Source organism: Amycolatopsis sp. DG1A-15b, assembly GCF_030285645.1.
GTDB lineage: Bacteria > Actinomycetota > Actinomycetes > Mycobacteriales > Pseudonocardiaceae > Amycolatopsis.
The window spans coordinates 7,809,539-7,825,678 of record NZ_CP127296.1 but is presented as its reverse complement, the minus strand read 5'-3'; the positions used below and the strand labels follow the sequence as shown (position 1 = coordinate 7,825,678).

Below are 16,140 nucleotides of genomic sequence, written 5' to 3'. Positions count from 1 at the left end.
CCGTGTCGCTCGTCCTGTCGGCCCTCGAGTTCGACGTGCTCTGGGAGTCCTTCGACCTGCCCCGTCGGCACGTCGCGCTGGACGTGCCGAGCGAAGGAGCCACCCGCGCCGAACGGCTCGAGCTGGTGGAGTCGGCGTGGGCGTCGCTGAGCGAGCGGCGCCTGGCCCGCAACCGGCGGGCGTCCGGCGAGCTGGCCGACCTGCTGCACCTGCTGGCGCGCCCGCAGTTCGGGATCGACGTGTGGGTGTGGGCGGAACGCGAGATCCGCGGCCGCGCGGTCAGCCTGCGCAGCCAGGCGGTGCTGGCGGTGGTGGACGACGGCGAGGTCTGGCTGATCCCGGCCACCGAGGACGGCCTGGCGGAAGCGGCGGTCTCGGTGGCGGGTGACCTGGGGCCGGGCATCGGCCAGACGGTCAGCCTGCCCTACGACGTCGTGAAGTCCGCCGACGCGGCCACGAAGGGTGACGCGAAGGCGCTGGTCACCGCGCTGGAGGACCGCGGGATTCCGCTGTTCCAGGCCCAGGAGCTCTCGGGCATGCTGCTGGGCCAGGAGGCCCGCGGCCAGTTCGGCGCGGAACGCACCTCGCGCGACGGCGTGGTGCACCGGGCGGACCGGGTGGTGGCGTTCTTCGACACGGACGCGGGCCGCTACCTGTTCCAGGTGGGCCGCGACGGTGACGGCCGCGAGTGGGCCACCGTCACCCCGGCGGACAACGCCCTGCTGGCCACGCGGATCCGCGAACTGGTGGCGGAGGCCTGATCCCCGCCGGGTGGAAGTTGGCGGAGATCCGTACCCGCGCCCCGGGCGAAGTCATAAAGTAAGCGCGGGAACCGTCCTGGTCATGACAACGTCCGATCGGGCGGAGACAAGTTTCCGAAGGGGATGACGAACCGTGCCTGTCTACGACCCGGACTCGATGGCCATCGCGGCCCGCCAGGTGGAGAAGCTGAAGGACGAGTTCGAAAAGTCCAAGCAGAAGGTCACCGGCCTGGACCACGAGAAGGAAAGCCCCTTCGGCGGGATGGACGAAACGGGCGACGCGCACGGCGCGGTCGGCAAGTTCAAGGACGGCGTGCACAACCAGTTCGACGCCGCGGGCAAGCACATGGAAGCGCTGGGGTTCGCCATGCGCAAGGCCGCCGGCCTGATCGCCGAGACCGACCAGGTCGGCGCGAGCGACCTGAAGCTGCACGTCGACAAGTAAGTGGGGGCACGGAAGTGGGTTTGAACGCGGTCGGCGCCGGAACGCCGGACAATTGGGACGCCTTCATGAAGAAGGTCGACCAGGTCGAAAAGGTGGACCTGGAAAAGATCTCGGCGGCGGCGACGCAGTTCCGCGAGGCGGGCAAGAACGCCGGCGACCACAATGCGTCCCTGAAGAATTCGACCGACGCGCTCAACGGCAGCGTGTGGGCCGGGCCGGCGGCGGACCAGTTCTTCCAGTACGTCCGCCAGGTCCGCGACGCCGGGACGAAGGTGCAGACCCACCTCGAGGACGTCGCCAAGGACCTCGACGACCTCGCGAAGTCCCTCGACCAGATCAAGAAGAACGTCGGTGACAAGCAGCTCGCCGCGGAAAAGGCGGTCAACGAGCGCAACGCCACGGCCGAAACCCAGATCAACAACGCCTTGGCCGCGGCGAAGAAGGCGCACGACGAAGGCAAGCCGGGCCCCAGCCCCAGCGCCGACGAGATCCTGGCCACCGCGAAGACGGACATCCACAACATCACCGCCGGCTTCGACGGTGACGTCACCGGCCTGCAAACCCAGGCCGACACGGCGATCAAGGCGTCGCAGAAGCTGATGTCCCAGCAGATCGAGGGCGGCTACGACCAGGTCCCCCTGCCGAGCAGTTCCGCCGCGGCCCCCAAGAGCACGGGCGGCATCCACAGCAACGGCTCCTCCCACGGCGGCGGAGGCGGAGGCGGAGGCGGCGGTGGGGGTGGCGGAGGCGGCGGTGGCGGCCTCGGCCCGAGCGGCGGCCCGCCTTCCTCGCCGCCGCCGGGGAACGTCCAGCAGTGGATCCAGGAAGCCATGAAGGCGCTGCAGGCGGCCGGGATTCCGGTGACGGACGCGGACATCCCGAAGATCTGGGCCATCATCCAGCACGAATCCGGCGGAAACCCGAACGCCATCAACAACTGGGACTGCGTGCCGCTGGACACGCAGATCGTGACCAGGCGCGGCCTGCTGAAGCACGACGCGGTCGAGGTCGGCGACGAGACGATCGGCTACAACCGGGCCACCGGGCGCAGCGAGTGGACGCGGATCACCCGGGTCGTCCACCACGAAGACGCCGAGCTGGTCCGGATGTTCAACTCGCGGTGGCAGGCGACCACGACGCCGAACCACCGCTGGCTCAATCTCCCGCGGGTCAATGTCAGGCGTACGGACCTGCCGGCCATCTGTCCGGAGTGCGGCTGGGAGCCGCGCGCGGCGGCGCAGCCGGAGAACGGCGTCGCGGTGCACCGGCATAAGAAGCACGGCATCGTTTCGCCGAAGCAGGAGAACCGCTACGAGACCGAGACCGGCTTCGTCACCACCGAGGACGTCCGGTCGCGCGACCGGATCCTCCTGGCGGCGCCGGCCGCCACCGGATCCTCGCTGGACATCAGCGTGCCGGAAGCGGCGATCCTCGGGTGGATCGCCGGCGATGGTCACATCGAGAGCCGACAGCACCGCCCGACCATGTCCATCGCGCAGTCGAAGCCCGAGATGGTGGCGAAGCTCCGCAAGCTCCTCGACGGTGTGTCGCACGCGGTGTACGTCGAAGACCGCGGTGGGTGCGGCCCCCGGCACCAGTTCCGGCTGGACCACGATTACGCCCGGGATTTGCTGGCGCGCGCCGGCAACCCGAAGTCCGACGCGGTCGCTCAGGTGCTGGCGATGTCCAGCGGACAGCGCGAGGCGTGGCTCGAGGCGATCACCGACGCCGAAGGCACCCAATACGTGCGGCCCGGGTACTCGCGACCTCAGGTGGTCCTCTACCAGGCGCCCGGTGCGGTCCTCGACGCGATCGCGCTGGCCGGTTACCTGTCCGGAGCGCGGCCTCGGGTGCTCCCCGTGGCGCGGAAGAACCAGCCGGAAACCTGGCGCCAAGAATTCTCCGTGCACCTGAACAACCCGATCGTCACCGGAACCTTCCTGCGGAAGGAAGCCGCCGGGCGGGGTGACGTGTGGTGCGTGACCACAGAGCTGGGCACCTGGACGGCCCAGGAAGGTGACCACATCTTCCTGACCGGCAATTCGAACGCCGCCGCGGGGCACCCGTCCAAGGGGCTCATGCAGTGCATCGACTCGACGTTCAACGCCCACAAGCTGCCCGGGCACGACAACATCTACAACCCGGTCGACAACATCATCGCCGGCGTCCGGTACTCCTTCGACCGGTACGGCGGCCTCGACAACGTGCCCGGCATCAAGGCCATGGCCCACGGTGGTGCCTACCGCGGCTACTAGCCTGGCCCCATGGCCGACCTCGGAGCTTTCGCCGGGCCCGCGCTGCGGGCCGGCGTGCCGCCCTTCCACGTCATGGACGTCCTCTCCGCGGCCGGGGCCCGGCAGCGCAGCCACGGCGATCTCGTGTCGCTCGCGGCCGGGCAGCCGTCCGCGCCCGCGCCGAAACCCGTGCTCGAGGCCGCGCGGCAGGCTCTGCAGGACAGCACCCTCGGCTACACCGAGCAGCTCGGGATCCCCGAGCTGCGCGAGGCCGTCGCCGGGCACTACCGGCGGCGGTACGACGTCGACGTCCAGGCGCACGACGTCGTCCTGACCACCGGCTCCTCGGGTGGCTTCCTGCTCGCCTTCCTGAGCGCCTTCGACCCCGGCGCGAAGGTCGCCATGGCGCGGCCCGGCTACCCGGCCTACCGGAACCTGCTCTCGGTCCTGGGCTGCGAGGTCGTCGAGTTCGCCACCACCGCGGCGACGAACTTCCAGCCGACCGTCGCCCTCCTCGACGAGCTCGGCCCGATCGACGGCCTGATCGTCGCCAGCCCGGGCAACCCGACCGGCACCGTGCTGCCGCCCGGGGAACTCGCCGCCATCACCGGCTGGTGCTCGTCGCACGGCGTGCAGCTGATCAGCGACGAGATCTACCACGGCATCTCCTACGGCGCCGAGCTCGACTGCGCGTGGCAGTACGGCCGCGAGCCGATCGTGCTCGGCAGCTTCTCGAAGTACTTCGCGATGACCGGCTGGCGGCTCGGCTGGATGCTCGCCCCGCAGCGGCTGCACCGCGCGATCGACGTCCTGACCGGCAACTTCACCATCTGCCCGCCCGCGGTTTCGCAGTACGCGGCCCTCGCCGCCTTCACACCCGAGGCGTACGCGGAAGCTGACGCGCACGTCGAGCACTACCGCGCCAACCGCGATCGCCTCTTCGCCGGCCTGCAGCGCATCGGCCTCGACAAGCTCGCTCCCGCCGACGGCGCCTTCTACGCGTACGCCGACGTCAGCGCCTACACCGATGACAGCCTGAGCTGGTGCCAGCGGCTGCTCGCCGACACCGGGCTCGCGATCACCCCCGGCGTCGACTTCGACCCGGTCGACGGCGGGAAGTACGTCCGGTTCTCCTTCGCCGGCAGCGCCGGGGACATCGACGAAGGGGTCCGGCGCCTGGGGGCCTGGCTGGCCAGGGGGAACCCTGAATAAACCCCGAACGTTGCCCTTCGGAGGGGAGTTTCACCGCGTCAGGTGGCACTGTGGAGCCATCGGGCCGGTGGGGCCACGGGGAAGCATCGGAGGAACCATGTTCTGGAAGATCGTCGGCGGCCTGATCATCGCCTGGGTGGCGTTCATGGTGCTGGGCGCCGTGATCGGCTTCGTGTTCAAGGCCGTCCTGTGGATCGCGATCATCGGCGGTATCGCCTTCCTCGGCGCCGCCGGCTACAAGGCGATCACCGGCGGCAAGAAGGACCCCAGGCGGATCAACCGCTACTGAGCCGGCTACCCGGGGATCCGCGCCACGCCGCCCAGCGCCGTCCAGTTGACCGGCGTCAGGGGCGCCAGGCGCGGCCCGTCCGGCCACCACAGGTGTGGCGCGGTCAGCCCGGGCTCGAGCAGGTCGAGCCCGTCGAAGAACGACGTGATCTCGGCCCGCGAACGGTAGCGCGTGTCGAGCCCGGTGCGGCCGAAGCGGTCCTCCAGTGACGTCGCGACGCCGGCCGCGTCGGAGCCGTCGGCCGGGTTGTGCCGGTGCAGCAGGATCAGGTACGAACCCGGCGCCAGCGCGCCGACGTAGGACTTGACCACCTGCTGCGCCTGCTGGAGGTCGGCGATGTGGTCGACGACCCCGCACAGCACGAGCCCGGCGGGCCGGTCGAAGTCGATGAACCGCCCGACCCCGGCGAGCGTCTCGCCGGGGTTCAGCGGGTCGGTGCCGCAGATGTGCGTGAAGTCGTTGTCGACGAGCAGGGCCCGGCCGTGCGCCTCCACCACCGGGTCGTCGCCGACGTAGACGACGTGCGCTTCCGGGTTGTACTTCTGCGCCACCTGGTGGGTGTTCTCCGCCGTCGGGAAGCCGGAAGCGAGGTCGAGGAACTGGTCGACGTCCAGCCGCTCGGTCAGGTAGCGGACGGCGCGCACCAGCCACTGCCGCACTTCCCGCGCCATGGCCGGGGCTTCCGGCGCGATGGCCACCAGCTGCCGGAGGACGGCGCGATCGGGCTCGTAGTGGTTCTGCCCGCCCAGCAGCGCGTCGGTGACGCGAGCGATGCTCGGCCGGTCGAAGTCGACGTGGGCCGATGGTCGTTCGCTCGTCGCCATGCGCACCTACCGGGGGAGTCGGGGATGCCCCACCCTAGGTCATGGAGATCACGGCGGGTAGGCGGCCGTGCGGTGCGCGTGAGCCGCTCAATCCAGCCAGGCGCGGGCCGCGTCGGCGCCGTTCCAGACGTGGGCACGGAGCCCCACCGCCCGTGCTCCCTCCACATTGGACTCACGGTCGTCGAAGAACAGGCAGTCGGCCGGTTCGGCGCCGAGCTCGTCGAGCAGGAGGCGGAAGATCTTCGCGTCCGGTTTGACGCACCGGACGTCGCCCGAGAACATGGTCACGCGGAAGAGCCGCGCCCAGTCCTGCGCGCGGACCCACTCGCCGAACGCGATCGGCGCGTTCGAGAGCAGCGCCAGGTTCGCGCCGGCCTCGGAGAGCGCCTCGAGCAGCGCCGCCGACGACGGCTCCAGGTGACCCCAGCCCTCGACGTCGGTGCGGGTCAGCTCGGCCGACAGCGCCTCGTCGACCGGCGCGCCCACGGCGTTGCCGACCGCCTGCCAGTACTCGAGCGGGGTGCTGCCGGCGTCGTAGGGAATCCGGTACTCCCAATACGCCTTCAGGAACTCCGGCAGCGGCGCTCCCATCGCCGCGGCCAGGTCGGGCAGGGCGGCGCTCGGCTTGCTGAGCACGTCGCCGTAGTCGAACACGATCCAGTTCATCGGGGCCCCAGATTTCTTCAGACGCCGGTCTTGATCCGGCGCACGGCTTCTTCGACGTCGGTCGCGCTCAGGTCCCGGTGGGTGACGAACCGGACCTTGCCCGCCATCGGCACCGCCCGGATGCCGAGCGAGTCGAGCCAGGCGAGCGCGGTCGGGATGTCGGGAACTTCGGCGAGCACGATGTTGGTGTCGGGTGTGTTGGCCGGCCAGCCGTGCTCGCGGAGGCCGTCGGCGAGCCGCCGGGCGTTCTCGTGCGACTCGGCCAGGTCGGGGATGCGGTCCAGCGCGATCAGGCAGGCCGCGGCCAGGACGCCGCCCTGCCGGACGCCGCCGCCCAGCATCTGCCGCATCCGGCGCGCCCGCTCGACGAACGCCGCGCTGCCCGCGACGACCGAGCCGACCGGCGCGCCGAGGCCCTTGCTGAAGCAGGCCGACACGGTGTCGACGCCGACGGTCAGCGCGGCCGGTGGCACTTCGAGGGCGACGGCGGCCTGCCACAGCCGGGCACCGTCGAGGTGCACGGTCAGGCCCGCTTCCTTGGCGACGGAGAGCAGCTGGGCGTGCTCGTCGGGCGGGGTCACCGCGCCACCGGCCGCGTTGTGGGTGTTCTCGAGGCAGAGGAGAGTTGTCCGTAATGTGAAGTACGGCCCGGGTTGTCCGATCGCGGCTGCGAGGGCGTCGGGCGATGGGCGGCCCGGGCCGCCGTCGTGCTCGAGGATGTCCGGCATGCCGCCGGCCAGCCACGCCGCCGAGCCCAGCTCGTTGGCCAGCACGTGCGCGCCCCGGGTGGCGAGGAACCGGTCGCCGCGCTGCAGGTGCAGGCTCAGCGCGATCAGGTTGGCCATCGTCCCGCTCGGCACCCAGAGGGCGGCCGGCATGCCCAGGACGTGCGCGGCCCGCTCCTCCAGCTCCGCGACCGTGGGATCGCGCTCGAGAACGTTGTCCCCGACCGCGGCGGAGGCCATCGCCGCCCGCATCGTCTCGTCCGGCCGGGTGACGGTGTCGGAGCGGAAGTCCAGTACGGGCGGGGAGAAGGTCACGGACCGATCACATCACACCCACGTCATGAGGATCAATGAGCCCTCGGGTGGTCGAGCCCGCCCGGTCCGTGCAACCGTGGACGCCCCTGATTCCGTCCTCCCGGGCGAACGACGAACGAGCGGAGCACGACTGCGCGTGGACCAGCGCGACGAGCAGGAGTTCGCGGAGTACTTCGCCGCCAGGCGGGACGCCGTGCGCCGGACCGCGTACATGCTCTGCGGTGATTGGCACCGGGCGGACGACCTCGCGCAGACGGCGTTCGTCGCACTGCACCGGAGGTGGAAGAAGATCAGGGATCGCGCGGCGACCGACGCGTACGTCCGCAAGACGCTCGTCCGGGCGTCGATCGACGAATCGCGGCGTCCGTGGCGGCGCGAGTGGCAGACCGAGACGCTGCCGGAGCCGTCCGACGACACGCCCGGCCTCGACGACCTCGTCGCGACCAGGGAGGACCTGCTCACGGCGCTCAAGGAAGTACCTCCCAAGCAGCGGGCGGTGCTGGTCATGCGGTTCTTCGAAGGACTCGACGTGACCAGTGCGGCGAAGGCGCTGGGCTGCAGCGAAGGCAACGTGAAGAGCCAGACCGCCCGCGGGCTGGCGAACCTGAGGCAGGTCCTCGAACGGGAGGTGGAGACCAATGGATGAGCAGGAGCTGCGCTCGTTGTTCTCCGCCGCGCCCCCGGACGTGCCGTCGCCGACGTTCACCACCGACGACGTCGTCCGCGAATCCCGCCGCCAGACCGCGCGCCACCGGAACCGGATCACCGCCGGGGTCAGTGCCGTTGCGCTGGTCGTCGCCGGGTTCGGGGCGTACGGCGTGCTCTCCGGGGGTACTCCGAAGTCGATGACCGCGACGTCGGACAACGGCGCGGCGCAAGCCGGACCGGGCTCGGCGCAACCGGGTGACGGCTCGATGCGTCCTCAAATCGGCGGGGAGTCACCGAACTTCCCGGCCCAGCCACCTCAGCAGGGGGGTGCCGGGGACGGGAAGACCGGCCAGCTGGCCGAAGGCGCCTCCGGGTGCGAACAGGTGGACGGGGAGCTCGCCACCGCCCTCGCTGGCGAGCTCCCCGGCCACTTCGCAGCCGACCAGGCTGTCCCGGGCGGCGCCTGTTCGACGGTGTCGCGGTCCGCCGGGTTCCCGGTCCCGGGTGGCGAAGTCGCCGCGGCGGTGTACCCGAAGGGCATTCCGGAGGTCTTCAAGTCCCAGCCGGCCGGCGCGGTCACGGCGCGGGTGGGGACGGCGTCCGGTGGGGTGCTGGTGCTGGTCAGCGTGCCGTCCGCGGGAACGGCGGCGCCGTACGCGGGCCAGGTGGACCGGTTCGCGCGCGATCTCGCGCCCCTCTTCTGAGCCCGGGGCCGCCCGGTTGGCAGAATGACCGGCCATGACCGCTGCGACCACCCCGAAGGGGGAGCGACGGCGCGCCGCGCTCGTCGAGGCCGCCGCGAAACTGCTCGTCGAAGGCGGGTTCGACGCCGTGCGGCACCGGGCGGTGGCCGAGCGGGCGGGCCTGCCGCTCGCGTCGACGACGTACTACTTCGACTCGCTGGAAGACCTGGTCACAGCGGCCGTCGAGCACCACTCGAAGGCCGAACTGGCGACCGGCCGCCGCCGGCTGGACGAGCTCGCGACCCGCAACCGCGGGGTGCAGGCGACCGTCGACCTGGTGCTGGACCTGCTGCTCGGCCCGGAGAGCGGTGACCCGGCGGCCGACGCCGAAGCCGTCCTCCTGCGGTACGAGCGGCTGGTCGTGACCGGCCGGCGCCCGTACCTGCGGCCGCTGATGCGGACGCTGTCGGCCCAGCTGAACGAGCTGCTGACAGAGATCTTCGCCCGTTCGGGCACCCCGGTCACCGAAACCGAGCTGGAACGGCTGGTCGCGCTGGTCGACGGCGCGGTGGTGAACGCACTGGTCGCGGTCGACCCGGAGCCCCGCGCGGCGGCGGCCCGGATGCTCCAGGCGGCGCTGGAGCCCACCGCTCACGACCGCCCGCGCTGAGCCTTCTCCAGGTCTTCGCGGGCCTTCGTGACCAGGGCGAGCATCGCCTGTTCCGCCGCGGCCGGATCGCCCGCGACGATCGCGTCGAAGACCTTCCGGTGGTTCGGCACCGGGTCATCCGCCGCCGAGGAGCCGTGCACGAGCTTGTCGCGCTCGGCCAGCCCGATGGCGATGACGCGTTCCATCCGCATCAGGAAGTTGTTGTGCGTGGCGGCCATCAGCCGCCGGTGGAAGGCGAGGTCGGCCTGGACGCTCGCCGCCGGATCATCCCCGGCGGCGGCCATGTCGGCGAGCGCGTCCCGCAGCGCCTCGAGGTCTTCCTCGGTCGCCCGCTCGGCGGCGAACCGGGCGGCGGCGGGCTCGACGACCGCGCGCACCTCGGTGAGCTCGTCGAGCAGCACCGGATCATCGGCGGCCGCGGTCTGCCACCGCATGACGTCGGCGTCGAGCATGTTCCACTTTTCGCGCGGCTGCACGAAGGTGCCCCGCTTCTGCCGGGCGTCGATCATGCCCTTGGCGGCCAGCACCTTCAGCGCTTCGCGCAGCGCGGTCAGGCTGATGTCGAGCTCTTCGCGCAGCGCGGGCAGGTCCAGGACGGCGCCCTCGCCCCACTCGTCGGAGAGGATCCGGCTGGCCAGTGCCTCCACGGTCTGGCCGTGCAGCCCGCGTGGCCGGTGTTCGGTCAATGGAGGGCCTCTCAGCCGCCGGAGGTGGTGTCCGCATTATGAACGCAGGGTCAAGGCAGGGAAACCGGCAGCACGAACGTCGGCGACCCCGTCGGGTGGTACCGCAGCTCCGCCTCGCCGGACGCGGTCAGCGCGAACGCCGTGATCGCGTCCTCCGACTGCGCCGCCACGTAACAAGTCCCGTCCACCAGCGCGAAGTGCCGCGGGTTCGCGCCGCACGGCTGGTCCGCCACCGCGGCCGCCTCGTCCAGGGCGAACTCCGTGACGCAGTCCGGCCCGCGGTTCGACACGTACAGGCGCGAGTCGGTCAGCTCCAGGTGCGCCACCAGGTTGGGCGTGACTGACGACAGCGTCGACGGCGTCGACGACACCACCTCGAACGCACCCGGTGCCTTCTCGCGGACCGTCACCAGGGTCCCGGCCAGCTCACCGACGACGTACGCCAGGTCCGTGCCCGGCCGGCGCACCAGCTGGCGCGGTCCCGTGCCCGGCGGCAGCGTGGACACCGCCAGCGGCTCGAGGGCGCCCGACGACGTCAGCGTGTAGCTGCGGATCTCGTCCGTGCCCAGGTCGACCGCGCTCACGATGGACCCGTCCGCCGACGGGACCGCCATGTGGACGTGCGCCGCTTCCTGGCGGTCGGACACCGGGCCGTTGCCGCGGTGCTGGACCAGTGCCGTCCGGGCGGTCAGCGCGCCGGAGTCCGACAGCGAAAACGCCGCCACGCTGCCGCCGGTGTAGTTGGCGCACACCAGGAACCGGCCGTCCGGCGTCACCGCCAGGTGGCACGGGTGCGCGCCGCCCGTCTCGGCCGTGCCCAGCACCGACAGCTCGCCCGACGGGGAGATGGCCAACGCCGTCACACCACCGGTGGACAGCTCGTTGGCCGCGTACAGCACCGGCAGCGACGGGTGGCGTACCAGCCAGGAGGGCGACTCCAGCGGCAGCGAAGCCACTTCGCGCAACGAGCCGGACGGCGACCGCGAGAGCGTCGTGATCCCGGTGCCGTTCCCCGCATCGCCGGTGTAGCACCCGACGAAGACCAGCTCAGCCATGCGCGCTCCTCAACAGCGTTTCGACCCGGGCGGCGATCTCCGCGGCGGTGCCGCGGGTCAGCGCCGAGCCGATCCCACAGGCGACCGCACCCGCCGAGAGCCAGCCTGGCACGTCGCCGGGGCCGATGCCGCCGGTGGGTACCAGCGGGGCCTGCGGCAACGCGGCGCGCACGTCCGCCACCCACGACGGCCCCAGCGCCGAAGCCGGGAACACCTTCACCGCGTCGGCGCCTTCTTCCAGCGCGCGCACGATTTCGGTCACCGAGCCGGCGCCGGGGAACGCCGCGGCGCCGTACCGGTGCGCGGTCCGGATCACCGCGGCGTCCACCGACGGTGACACGAGGAACCGCGCCCCCGCGCGGATCGCGAGCACCGCGGACGTCTCGTCGAGCACCGTCCCGGCTCCGATGGTCGCGTCCGGGTAGGCGGCCGTGAGCCCGGAGATCGCGTCCAGCGCGCCGGGGTTCGTCAACGGCAGTTCGATCGAGCGCAGGCCGGCCTCGATGGCCGCGCGGGCGGCCTCCACCGCGGACTCCGCGTCGCGCGTGCGCACGATTCCGACGACTCCTTGGCGCAGCGCGTCCGCCATGATCTCCCATCGGTAGCTCATGTTCGCAGCTTACCTTGTATAATCCTAAATTAGGACTTATTCTTGCCGGGTGCTCCGAGGACGGGAGAGGCGATGCCGACAGCGGTGGTGACCGGAGCGGCGTCCGGGATCGGGGCGGCGACCGCGCGGAAGCTCCTGGACGACGGCTACCGCGTGCTGGGCGTGGACATCGCCGAACTCCCCAGCGGTGTCGTGCCGGTCCGCGGCGACGTCCGGGACGAAGCGACCTGGGCGGCCGTCGGCGAGGTGGACGCACTGGTCAGCAACGCCTACGTGCCCAGCACCGGGCCGCTGCACGAAATCGGCCGCGCCGAGTGGCAGCGCCAGCTCGACGTCAACCTGACCGGCACCTACCTGGCCGTGAAGGCGTGCCTGCCGTCGCTGCGGGAACGGGGTGGCGCGATCGTGCTGGTCTCGTCGGTGCACGCGCACTTCGGGCTGCCGGGCCACCCCGCGTACGCCGCGAGCAAGGGCGCGCTCGTCGCCCTCGCCCGGCAGCTGGCCGTCGAGTACGCCCCCGAGGTGCGGGTCAACTCCGTGCTGCCGGGGCCGGTGCTCACCGAAGCCTGGAAGCACATCTCGCCGGCGGACCGCGAACGCAGCGCGCGGGCGACGCCGGCGGGCCGCCTGGGCCGGCCGGAGGAGGTCGCGGACGTGATCGCGTTCCTGCTCTCGGCCGCCGCGTCGTTCGTCACCGGCGCCGAACTGACCGTCGACGGCGGCTGGTCCGCCGCCAAGGATTCCGCGTAGAAACGGGGCACCCGGTGAAGATCACCGCGATCGAAACGTTCCTGGTCGCACCGCGCTGGCTGTTCCTCAAGGTCAGCACGGACGAAGGGATCAGCGGCTGGGGCGAACCCGTGGTCGAGGGCCGCGCGGAGACCGTGCGCGCGGCCGTGCACGAACTGTCCGAGCCGCTCATCGGCCAGGACCCGCTGCGCATCGAGGACCACTGGCAGGTGTTGCGCCGCGGCGGTTTCTACCGCGGCGGCCCGGTGCTCTCCAGCGCGCTGGCCGGGTTCGACCACGCGCTGTGGGACATCGCCGGCAAGGTCCGCGACGCGCCGGTGCACGAGCTGCTCGGCGGGCCGGTCCGCGACCGCGTCCGGGTATACAGCTGGGTCGGCGGCGACCGCCCGGCCGGCATCCGCGAAGCGGTGGCCGCGCAGGTCGAGGCCGGGTTCACGGCGGTGAAGATGAACGTCGCCGGGCCCATGACGGCGATCGCGTCCCCGGCCGAGGCCGACGCGGCGGTGGCGCGCGCCTGGGAAGCGCGGGAGGTGCTCGGCCCGCACCGCGACCTCGCCATCGACTTCCACGGCCGCGTCTCGCCCGCGATGGCGCGCCGGCTGGTGCGGATGCTGGAGGACGTCCAGCCGATGTTCGTCGAGGAGCCGGTGCTGCCGGAGACCCAGGGCGACGCGTTGCGCGCGGTCGTCGAGGCGTCCACGGTGCCGATCGCGGTCGGCGAGCGGCTCTATTCGCGGTGGGAGTTCAAGCCGGTGCTCGACGCCGGCGTCGCGGTCGTCCAGCCGGATCCGTCGCACGCCGGCGGCATCTCCGAGCTGCGGCGGATCGGCGCGCTGGCCGAGATGTACGGCGCTTCGCTGGCGCCGCACTGCCCGCTCGGCCCGATTTCGCTGGCGGCGTCGCTGCAGGTGGCCTTCGCGACCCCGAACTTCCTGATCCAGGAACAAAGTGCGGGCATGCACTACCACGAGGGCCGCGAGCACGGGTACCTCGTGGATCCGTCGGTCTTCGCCTTCCAGGAAGGTTATGCGGCCCGGCCGCTGAAGCCCGGCCTCGGCATCGAGGTCGACGAAGCGGCCGTGCGCCGCGCGGACGAAATCGGGCACGCGTGGCGTTCTCCGGTGTGGCGCCACGACGACGGGGGCTTCGCCGAATGGTGAAACCCGGGGCGCCACCGCGCTGACCTGCGCAGGTATCGTGTGGGCGTGACCGAAAAGCCCCGCATTCCGAACGTGCTCGCCGCCCGCTACGCCTCGGCGGACCTGGTCTCGCTCTGGTCCCCGGAGCGGAAGGTCGTCCTGGAACGGCAGCTGTGGCTCGCCGTCCTCAAGGCCCAGCGGGACCTCGGCGTCGAGGTGCCGGACGGGGTCGTCGAGGCCTACGAGCGCGTGCTGGAGAACGTCGACCTCGAGTCGATCGCCGCCCGCGAGCGCGTCACCCGTCACGACGTCAAGGCGCGGATCGAGGAGTTCAGCGACCTCGCCGGCCAGGAGCACATCCACAAGGGCATGACCTCCCGCGACCTCACCGAGAACGTCGAGCAGCTGCAGCTGCTCCGCTCGCTCGAGCTCGTGCGCACCCGCGTCGCCGCCGTGCTGGCGCGGCTGGCGGCGCTCGCCGTCGAGCACGCCGACACCGTCATGGCCGGGCGCTCGCACAACGTCGCCGCGCAGGCCACCACCCTCGGCAAGCGGTTCGCCACGGCGGCCGACGAGCTGCTGGTCGCCTTCGAGCGGCTCGACAACCTCATCGAGCGCTACCCGCTGCGCGGCATCAAGGGCCCGGTCGGTACCGCGCAGGACATGCTCGACCTGCTCGGCGACGAGTCCACTTTGGACCAGCTCGAGGACCGCGTGATGCAGCACCTCGGGTTCAACCGGCGGTTCGTCAGCGTCGGCCAGGTGTACCCGCGCTCGCTCGACTTCGACGTGCTGTCCACTGTGGTCCAGCTCGCCGCGGCGCCGGCCAGCCTGGCCAAGACGATCCGGCTGATGGCCGGCCACGAGCTGGTCACCGAGGGCTTCAAGCCCGGCCAGGTCGGTTCGTCCGCCATGCCGCACAAGATGAACACCCGCTCGTGCGAGCGCGTGAACGGCCTGGCCGTCGTGCTGCGCGGCTACCTGTCGATGATCGGCGAGCTGGCCGGCGACCAGTGGAACGAGGGCGACGTCTCCGACTCGGTCGTCCGCCGGGTCGCGCTGCCGGACAGTTTCTTCGCCCTCGACGGCCTGCTGGAGACGTTCCTCACGGTGCTCGCCGAGTTCGGCGCCTTCCCGGCGGTGATCGAGCGTGAGCTCGATCGCTATCTGCCCTTCCTCACCACGACGAAGGTGCTCATGGCGTCGGTCCGCGCCGGCGTCGGGCGTGAGACGGCCCACGAAGCGATCAAGGAGCACTCGGTCGCCGTCGCGCTCGAAATGCGCGAAGGGCGCGCGGAGAACGACCTCCTCGACCGGTTCGCGGCCGACGACCGCATCCCGCTCGACCGCGGTGAGCTGGACAAACTCCTCGCCGACCGGATTTCGTTCACCGGCACGGCCGGGCGGCAGGTCGCGCAGGTGGCCGAGCGCGTCGCCGACGTCCTCGAGCGGTTCCCGGCGGCCGCGGGGTACGTGCCGCAGCCAATCCTGTGAGCTGACGCACCAGTCCACGGACTGGAACGAATCCACTCGAACGGGCGAAATCCCTAATCTCGATCGCTGACCACACCAGCGCTGCCGGGCGCTGGGCCGCACCATGGAAGAAGCGATGAGATCCACGCTGTCCAAGATCGCCGCCGCCCTGACCGCGGGCGCGCTGACGTTGACCCTCGCCGCCTGCGGTGGCTCCGACGCGGGGTCGACCACCCTGCGCGTCGGGACGCTGAGCGACGCCCCACCGTCGATCTACCTGGAGAACGGCCGGTTCACCGGCTACGACAACGAGTTGCTGCGCGACATCGCCCAGCGTGAGGGCTTCGAGGTCGAGTTCGTCGGCACCGAGTTCTCGAGCCTGCTCGCCGGTGTCGCCGGCGGCAAGTTCGACATCGGCAGCTCGACGATCTCCAGCACCGAGGCGCGCAAGAAGACGGTCGCCTTCTCCAACGGCTACAACACCGGCTTCACCACGGTCGTCACGGCGAAGGGCGCGAACCTGAAGGACACGGGCTCGCTGGGCGGCAAGCGCCTCGGCGTGGTCCAGGGTTCGGTGCAGGACGAGTTCGCCGGCAAGGTCGCCGGGGCCCAGGTCGTCCGCTTCCCGGACTACAACGCGGGCTTCGCGCAGCTGAAGAACGGCACCCTCGACGGCTGGGTCGTGCCGCAGGACATCGGGCAGAAGTACCTGGACCAGAACCCGGGCGTCCCTCTGGAACTCGGGTACACCGTCGAGGACAAGGACACGCCGTCGGCGTTCGCGGTGGCCAAGAAGAACACCGATCTGCTGAACAAGCTCAACGACGGCCTCGCGAAGGCCGTCGCGGACGGCACGGTCGCCCGCATCTACGGGCAGTTCTACAAGACCACGCCGTTGTCGAAGGAACTGCAGCAGGGCGGCCCCGGCCTGCCCGTGAAGAACCTGGGGGCGTGA

Annotated in this window: 17 protein-coding genes and 2 pseudogenes; 13 read left to right on the top strand and 6 right to left on the bottom strand. The window is 71.4% G+C overall.

Annotation, left to right across the window (positions count from 1 at the left end; translation table 11 throughout):
* Nucleotides 1–2: 2 nt before the first annotated feature.
* The 6 genes and pseudogenes from QRY02_RS36130 (at nt 3) to QRY02_RS36105 (ending at nt 4,941) form a co-directional block, all read left to right on the top strand.
* A complete protein-coding gene (locus QRY02_RS36130) occupies nt 3–761 on the top strand; it encodes an ESX secretion-associated protein EspG (RefSeq protein WP_285987260.1) in 759 nt (252 codons plus the stop codon).
* A 133-nt stretch (nt 762–894) separates the two neighbouring features.
* A complete protein-coding gene (locus tag QRY02_RS36125; protein WP_086845483.1) occupies nt 895–1,206 on the top strand; it encodes a hypothetical protein in 312 nt (103 codons plus the stop codon).
* A gap of 14 nt (nt 1,207–1,220) precedes the next feature.
* Nucleotides 1,221–2,150, top strand: a pseudogene (locus QRY02_RS36120) (WXG100 family type VII secretion target); the annotation flags it as partial.
* A 1,095-nt stretch (nt 2,151–3,245) separates the two neighbouring features.
* Nucleotides 3,246–3,461: pseudogene (locus QRY02_RS36115) on the top strand (transglycosylase SLT domain-containing protein); the annotation flags it as partial.
* A gap of 9 nt (nt 3,462–3,470) precedes the next feature.
* Nucleotides 3,471–4,652 (top strand): pyridoxal phosphate-dependent aminotransferase, encoded by a 1,182-nt coding sequence (locus tag QRY02_RS36110; RefSeq protein ID WP_285987259.1) that lies wholly within the window; start codon nt 3,471–3,473, stop codon nt 4,650–4,652.
* Nucleotides 4,653–4,749: 97 nt separating this feature from the next.
* Complete coding sequence (locus tag QRY02_RS36105) at nt 4,750–4,941, top strand: hypothetical protein (RefSeq protein WP_285987258.1); 192 nt, start codon at nt 4,750–4,752, stop codon at nt 4,939–4,941.
* Nucleotides 4,942–4,946: 5 nt separating this feature from the next.
* On the opposite strand, the gene QRY02_RS36100 is transcribed toward QRY02_RS36105, so the two are convergent.
* The 3 genes from QRY02_RS36100 to QRY02_RS36090 form a co-directional block, all read right to left on the bottom strand.
* Entirely contained in the window at nt 4,947–5,765 is an 819-nt protein-coding gene (locus tag QRY02_RS36100; RefSeq protein WP_285987257.1) for an SAM-dependent methyltransferase, read from the bottom strand.
* 87 nt (nt 5,766–5,852) lie between these two features.
* Nucleotides 5,853–6,431, bottom strand: a complete 579-nt coding sequence (locus tag QRY02_RS36095; RefSeq protein ID WP_285987256.1) for an HAD family hydrolase — start codon at nt 6,429–6,431, stop codon at nt 5,853–5,855.
* 17 nt (nt 6,432–6,448) lie between these two features.
* Entirely contained in the window at nt 6,449–7,471 is a 1,023-nt protein-coding gene (locus QRY02_RS36090; protein WP_285987255.1) for a threonine aldolase family protein, read from the bottom strand.
* Between the two features lie 136 nt (nt 7,472–7,607).
* Between QRY02_RS36090 and QRY02_RS36085 the strand changes: the two genes are divergently transcribed.
* The 3 genes from QRY02_RS36085 to QRY02_RS36075 are packed head-to-tail and all read left to right on the top strand — an operon-like array spanning nt 7,608 to nt 9,472.
* Nucleotides 7,608–8,117, top strand: a complete 510-nt coding sequence (locus QRY02_RS36085) for a SigE family RNA polymerase sigma factor (RefSeq protein WP_285987254.1) — start codon at nt 7,608–7,610, stop codon at nt 8,115–8,117.
* Entirely contained in the window at nt 8,110–8,823 is a 714-nt protein-coding gene (locus tag QRY02_RS36080) for a hypothetical protein (protein WP_285987253.1), read from the top strand. The genes QRY02_RS36085 and QRY02_RS36080 overlap by 8 nt, the downstream gene beginning before the upstream one ends.
* A gap of 34 nt (nt 8,824–8,857) precedes the next feature.
* Nucleotides 8,858–9,472, top strand: coding sequence for a TetR/AcrR family transcriptional regulator (locus QRY02_RS36075; protein ID WP_285987252.1), 615 nt, complete (start codon nt 8,858–8,860; stop codon nt 9,470–9,472).
* Here the strand turns inward: QRY02_RS36075 and QRY02_RS36070 are convergent.
* Genes QRY02_RS36070 through QRY02_RS36060 form a run of 3 tightly spaced genes read right to left on the bottom strand, consistent with a single transcriptional unit; the run spans nt 9,454 to nt 11,823 of the window.
* Nucleotides 9,454–10,158 carry a FadR/GntR family transcriptional regulator gene (locus QRY02_RS36070; protein ID WP_285987251.1) on the bottom strand — a complete coding sequence of 235 codons (705 nt, stop codon included), beginning with the start codon at nt 10,156–10,158 and terminating at the stop codon, nt 9,454–9,456. The genes QRY02_RS36075 and QRY02_RS36070 overlap by 19 nt on opposite strands.
* A 50-nt stretch (nt 10,159–10,208) precedes the next feature.
* Entirely contained in the window at nt 10,209–11,213 is a 1,005-nt protein-coding gene (locus QRY02_RS36065) for a lactonase family protein (RefSeq protein WP_285987250.1), read from the bottom strand.
* Nucleotides 11,206–11,823 (bottom strand): bifunctional 4-hydroxy-2-oxoglutarate aldolase/2-dehydro-3-deoxy-phosphogluconate aldolase, encoded by a 618-nt coding sequence (locus QRY02_RS36060; RefSeq protein WP_285987249.1) that lies wholly within the window; start codon nt 11,821–11,823, stop codon nt 11,206–11,208. Before QRY02_RS36060 ends, QRY02_RS36065 begins: the two co-directional genes overlap by 8 nt.
* Before the next feature lie 72 nt (nt 11,824–11,895).
* Between QRY02_RS36060 and QRY02_RS36055 the strand changes: the two genes are divergently transcribed.
* From QRY02_RS36055 to QRY02_RS36040, 4 genes are all read left to right on the top strand, one after another.
* The gene (locus tag QRY02_RS36055) at nt 11,896–12,573 is read left to right on the top strand and encodes an SDR family NAD(P)-dependent oxidoreductase (RefSeq protein ID WP_285987248.1); all 678 of its coding nucleotides are present in this window, start codon (nt 11,896–11,898) and stop codon (nt 12,571–12,573) included.
* 14 nt (nt 12,574–12,587) lie between these two features.
* A complete protein-coding gene (dgoD, locus tag QRY02_RS36050) occupies nt 12,588–13,733 on the top strand; it encodes a galactonate dehydratase (RefSeq protein WP_285987247.1) in 1,146 nt (381 codons plus the stop codon).
* Between the two features lie 45 nt (nt 13,734–13,778).
* On the top strand, nt 13,779–15,206 hold the full coding sequence (purB, locus tag QRY02_RS36045) for an adenylosuccinate lyase (RefSeq protein WP_285987246.1): 1,428 nt from the start codon (nt 13,779–13,781) through the stop codon (nt 15,204–15,206).
* A 115-nt stretch (nt 15,207–15,321) separates the two neighbouring features.
* Nucleotides 15,322–16,140, top strand: coding sequence for a substrate-binding periplasmic protein (locus QRY02_RS36040; RefSeq protein WP_285987245.1), 819 nt, complete (start codon nt 15,322–15,324; stop codon nt 16,138–16,140).

Coding starts and splice junctions, on each gene's coding strand:
- QRY02_RS36110 (WP_285987259.1), top strand. CDS start 3,471: ATGGCCGACCTCGGAGCTTTCGCCGGGCCCGCGCTGCGGGCCGGCGTG.
- QRY02_RS36105 (WP_285987258.1), top strand. CDS start 4,750: ATGTTCTGGAAGATCGTCGGCGGCCTGATCATCGCCTGGGTGGCGTTC.
- QRY02_RS36100 (WP_285987257.1), bottom strand. CDS start 5,765: ATGGCGACGAGCGAACGACCATCGGCCCACGTCGACTTCGACCGGCCG.
- QRY02_RS36095 (WP_285987256.1), bottom strand. CDS start 6,431: ATGAACTGGATCGTGTTCGACTACGGCGACGTGCTCAGCAAGCCGAGC.
- QRY02_RS36080 (WP_285987253.1), top strand. CDS start 8,110: ATGGATGAGCAGGAGCTGCGCTCGTTGTTCTCCGCCGCGCCCCCGGAC.
- QRY02_RS36075 (WP_285987252.1), top strand. CDS start 8,858: ATGACCGCTGCGACCACCCCGAAGGGGGAGCGACGGCGCGCCGCGCTC.
- QRY02_RS36065 (WP_285987250.1), bottom strand. CDS start 11,213: ATGGCTGAGCTGGTCTTCGTCGGGTGCTACACCGGCGATGCGGGGAAC.
- QRY02_RS36060 (WP_285987249.1), bottom strand. CDS start 11,823: ATGAGCTACCGATGGGAGATCATGGCGGACGCGCTGCGCCAAGGAGTC.
- QRY02_RS36055 (WP_285987248.1), top strand. CDS start 11,896: ATGCCGACAGCGGTGGTGACCGGAGCGGCGTCCGGGATCGGGGCGGCG.
- QRY02_RS36040 (WP_285987245.1), top strand. CDS start 15,322: ATGAGATCCACGCTGTCCAAGATCGCCGCCGCCCTGACCGCGGGCGCG.